At 67.0% G+C, this 3,927-nt stretch carries 3 protein-coding genes; 2 read left to right on the top strand and 1 reads right to left on the bottom strand.

Features of this window, described 5'->3' with window-relative positions; translation table 11 throughout:
• The first annotated feature begins 434 nt into the window (after positions 1-434).
• Positions 435-1,106 (top strand): response regulator, encoded by a 672-nt coding sequence (locus AC6EI8_RS24995; RefSeq protein WP_149318436.1) that lies wholly within the window; start codon positions 435-437, stop codon positions 1,104-1,106.
• A gap of 55 nt (positions 1,107-1,161) precedes the next feature.
• On the opposite strand, the gene AC6EI8_RS24990 is transcribed toward AC6EI8_RS24995, so the two are convergent.
• Positions 1,162-2,682 carry an alanine/glycine:cation symporter family protein gene (locus AC6EI8_RS24990; protein WP_150082901.1) on the bottom strand — a complete coding sequence of 507 codons (1,521 nt, stop codon included), beginning with the start codon at positions 2,680-2,682 and terminating at the stop codon, positions 1,162-1,164.
• A gap of 404 nt (positions 2,683-3,086) precedes the next feature.
• Here AC6EI8_RS24990 and AC6EI8_RS24985 point away from each other — a divergent pair, with 404 nt between their 5' ends.
• A complete protein-coding gene (locus AC6EI8_RS24985; RefSeq protein ID WP_498383190.1) occupies positions 3,087-3,674 on the top strand; it encodes an HAD domain-containing protein in 588 nt (195 codons plus the stop codon).
• Positions 3,675-3,927: the final 253 nt, after the last annotated feature.

Here is a 3,927-nt window from a genome sequence, read left to right as displayed (position 1 = left end):
GGCGTGGCGGCCGCGATGGCGCAACTGGTGCCGGCGCTCGCGCGGTGGGCCAGGACGCTGTCGAGCTGAGCGCAGCGGAGCTGACCCCGCCCTGCCGGCGGGATTCAGCCGCACACCCTCGCACCCGATCCCGTTTTGAGACTCGTCTTATCGCTTCGCGCTCCCTTGCCCACTAATCTGGCGGGGCATTGCAGCGCTTTCCGACTATTTCCCGTTTTTGGTCTGAGGGTGGGCATGTGCGCTGTCGCTGTGCCGGGCGGTAGTGTCGTCCTGTCCGTACCTCCATCGTGTCATGGGGCCGCCCGATACAGATGTCACGCGCTTTGCGCCGCACGGCATTTGCCGCGCGGCGCTTCTTTTCCGATGGACCGCACGCCCCTGGCACCAGCCGCGCTCTGCGATGGGGCTCGGCACGCGGGCGCAGGAGCAATGGCATGGCACTGAACATCGTCGTCGCGGACGACCACCCCGCGATCTCCCTGGCGATCCGCAGCGTCCTCCAAGGGCACGCCGGCTGGCAGGTCTGCGCTGACGTGACGACGCCCGAGGCACTGTTTCGCGCCATCGCTACGTGTACGCCCGACGTCGTGGTCACCGACTACCATATGCCGGGCGGCCAGGCCAAGGATGGATTGCGGATGCTCGGGCAGATGCGACGGCAGCATCCGCAGATGCGCGTGGTGGTGCTGACGATGATGACCAACCCGCTGATCCTGCGCGCCATCGCCGAGGTGCCGGTGCAGGGCATCCTGCTGAAGGATTCACCGCTCGACGAGCTCGTCCACACCCTGGTCCAGGTCGAGCGCGGCCAGACCTATATCGGCAAATCGGCGGCGCGCATCCTGGCGGAATCGAGTTCGCGCTACCCCTGTCCGGAGGAACGGGCCGGCATCGGCAGCCTGTCGGTGCGGGAAACGGAGGTGCTGCGGCTCTATCTGAGCGGCAAGTCGGTGACACAGATCGCCACGGCCTTGAGCCGCAGCGTCAAGACCATCAGCCGGCAGAAGAACTGCGCGATGCAGAAGCTGGGGGCCAGCAACGACAGGGAACTGTTCGACTTTGCCGCCCGCCAGGATTTGATGCTGCCGCAGCCGTCGGCGGGCTAGCCGACGGCGTACGGTCCGGCACGCACGACTTGTTCGTGCGCCCTTGGTCGTTCCCTTATTCGGCGGAGCGCGGTGCCGCGATGACCGGCGAGACGGCGGGCTCGCCGCCGTCCTGATCGTCGCCCGGGCGGCGCTGCTTGACGCCGGCCGCACGCTGCTCCCAGAAGACCGCGTTATCGATCCCCAGCGGACCCGGCACGAAATTCGGGTCGAGGCCCTGCCGCTTCTGCGCCTCGTAGTCGCGCAGCGCCTTCAGCGCGGGCTTCTGCAGGATCACGATCGCCACGATGTTGAGCCACGCCATCAGGCCCACGCCGATATCGCCCAGCGCCCAGGCCAGCGTCGCGGTGCGCACGCAGCCGTACAGCGTGGCGGCCAGGATCGCGATCTTCAGCAGGAACACCATCCACGGGCGGTGGATCTTGCGGTTGATATACGCGACGTTGGTCTCGGCGATGTAGTAGTAGGCGACGATGGTCGTGAACGCGAAGAAGAACAGCGCGATCGCGACGAAGGCGGCGCCAAAGCCCGGCAGCACGCTTTCGACCGCATGCTGCGTGAAGCCCGGTCCCGCTTCCACGCCGGCCAGGCCGGTGTGCAGCGCTTCCTTGGCGGGACCGACCACGTTGTAGGCGCCGGTGATCAGGATCATGAAGGCCGTCGCCGAGCAGACGAACAGCGTGTCGACATAGATCGAGAACGCCTGCACCAGGCCCTGCTTGGCCGGATGCGAGACTTCGGCGGCCGCCGAGGGATGGGGGCCGGTACCCTGGCCGGCTTCGTTCGAGTAGACGCCGCGCTTGACGCCCCACTGGATCGCCAGGCCGAGCACCGCGCCGAAGGCCGACTCCAGGCCGAAGGCGCTACGCAGGATCAGGCTCATGACCTCGGGCAGCTTGCCGACGTTGAGCGCGACGATCACGCAGGCCACCAGGATGTAGCCCAGCGCCATGAACGGCACCACGATCTCGGCGAACTTGGCGATGCGCTTGACGCCGCCGAAGATGATCAGGCCGAGCAGAATGACCAGCACCGCGCCGGTCACCGCCGGATCGATGCCGAATGAATTGGTCATGCCGGCCGCGATGCTGTTCGACTGCACGCCAGGCATCAGCACGCCGCAGGCAAGGATCGTCGCCAGCGCGAAGATCCAGGCGTACCACTTGGTGCCCAGCCCTTTCTCGATGTAGTACGCCGGGCCGCCGCGATACTGGCCGTCGACCTCTTCCTTGTAGATCTGCGCCAGCGTCGATTCCACGAACGCCGTGCTGGCGCCGAGGAAGGCCATCACCCACATCCAGAACACCGCGCCGGGACCGCCGAAGGTAATGGCGGTTGCCACGCCAGCGATATTGCCGGTGCCGACCCGTCCCGACAGCGACATCGCCAGGGCCTGGAAGGAGCTGACACCCTGTGCCGAGGACTTGCCGTCCAGCATCAGGCGGATCATGCCGAAGAAGTGCCGCACCTGGGCAAATCGAGTGCGAATGGAGAAATACAGGCCGACGCCCAGGCACAGGTAGATCAGTGCCGAGCTCCAGATGATGCCGTTGACGGCATCGACGATTTCGTTCATGGCGAATCTCCGAGTCGGGTTCGGGCGAGATGGTGCCCGTCAGTCGGCGGTCGAGGCGCCCCGGGGTCGAGGCAAAACCGCCCCCCTGGAAAAAGGCGTAACCATACCGCAACCGCTCGTTGTCACCCCACCTAGGGAGAACCCGAATTCGTCGTCCGAAACGGCCTCTGGCGCGTTGTGGGATGCAGGATCGTGCACCACGAGCGGGCATGATCGGCGGGGTCGCAAGCGCCTCAAATGTGTCGCCGGGAAACAAAAGTCGGCACTGACAGGCGGTTTTTACGTCACCGAACCACAAGTTACAGAACTGTTTCATGTTGTCGCCGCCGAGGCCGGCCGCAGGCCCGATCGTGCGTCGTAACCTGAACGCTCCCCTACCGCTCCGATGGATGCAGAGGAATCTCATGTCTGAACGATTGATCATGCTCGACGTGCCCGGAGTGCTGTTCTCCGAGCGCTCCGCCGCGCGGCTGGGCGGCAAACCGGAAACCGGCGCGGTGCGCGAACTGCGACTGTTCGATCCGGTCGCGCTGGGCTTCGTACGGCGGCTGTTCGGGCTGGCCGGCGCCCGTGTGGTGCTGCCGCATGCCTGGGGCACCAGCGCCCGCTCGGCCCTGGTGCAACAGCTTGACCTGCAGGTACATGCCTTCGCGCCGGCGGCCAACGGCGGCTTCGGCGCCGAGGTGGCCGCCTATCTGGCCGCAACCCGGCCCGTTCCGCAGAACTACGTGGTGCTGACCGCCGATGCAGCCTCCGTCGATGCGTCGCTGCAGTCCCGCCTGATCGCACTCGATCCGGCCAAGGGACTGACGCTGGACGACTTCAAGCAGGCGCTGGACCTGCTGGGCGTGGCCTGCCCCAATGGCATGTATCCGCCGACGCAGCCCGACCCGCGCCTGCAGGCACGGCTGCAGCAACTGCGGCGCGCCGCCCGCCATGGCGCCCTGCCCGGATTGGTGCCCTCGCCGCTGGCCGAGCCGGCGCACGCCTGAGTTCGGCCCACGCCTGCCGCGGCGCACGCTTGAGCTCGGCGCAAGCCTGAGCTTGGTGCACGCCGAGACTCCGGGCACGCCGGAACTTCTCCGTCGGGATCAGCCCGCATAGGCAGTCCCGCCCTCCGTCTGCATAATGTGGCGGCATGAACCGAGGGGGCGGAGATGACAGCAGCCGCGCTGGCTGACCGACGCGGCATCCACTGGCGACGCGGCTGGACGCGGCCTCTGCCGACCGTCCTTGCCGCGACGG

The sequence above is a fragment of the Cupriavidus sp. R6-3 genome (assembly GCF_059772245.1).
This window is presented reverse-complemented; position numbering and strand designations above follow the sequence as displayed.

Bases quoted from the DNA above. Each gene is read 5' to 3' on its own strand.
- AC6EI8_RS24995 (WP_149318436.1), top strand. From the start codon at position 435: ATGGCACTGAACATCGTCGTCGCGGACGACCACCCCGCGATCTCCCTG.
- AC6EI8_RS24985 (WP_498383190.1), top strand. From the start codon at position 3,087: ATGTCTGAACGATTGATCATGCTCGACGTGCCCGGAGTGCTGTTCTCC.
- AC6EI8_RS24990 (WP_150082901.1), bottom strand. From the start codon at position 2,682: ATGAACGAAATCGTCGATGCCGTCAACGGCATCATCTGGAGCTCGGCA.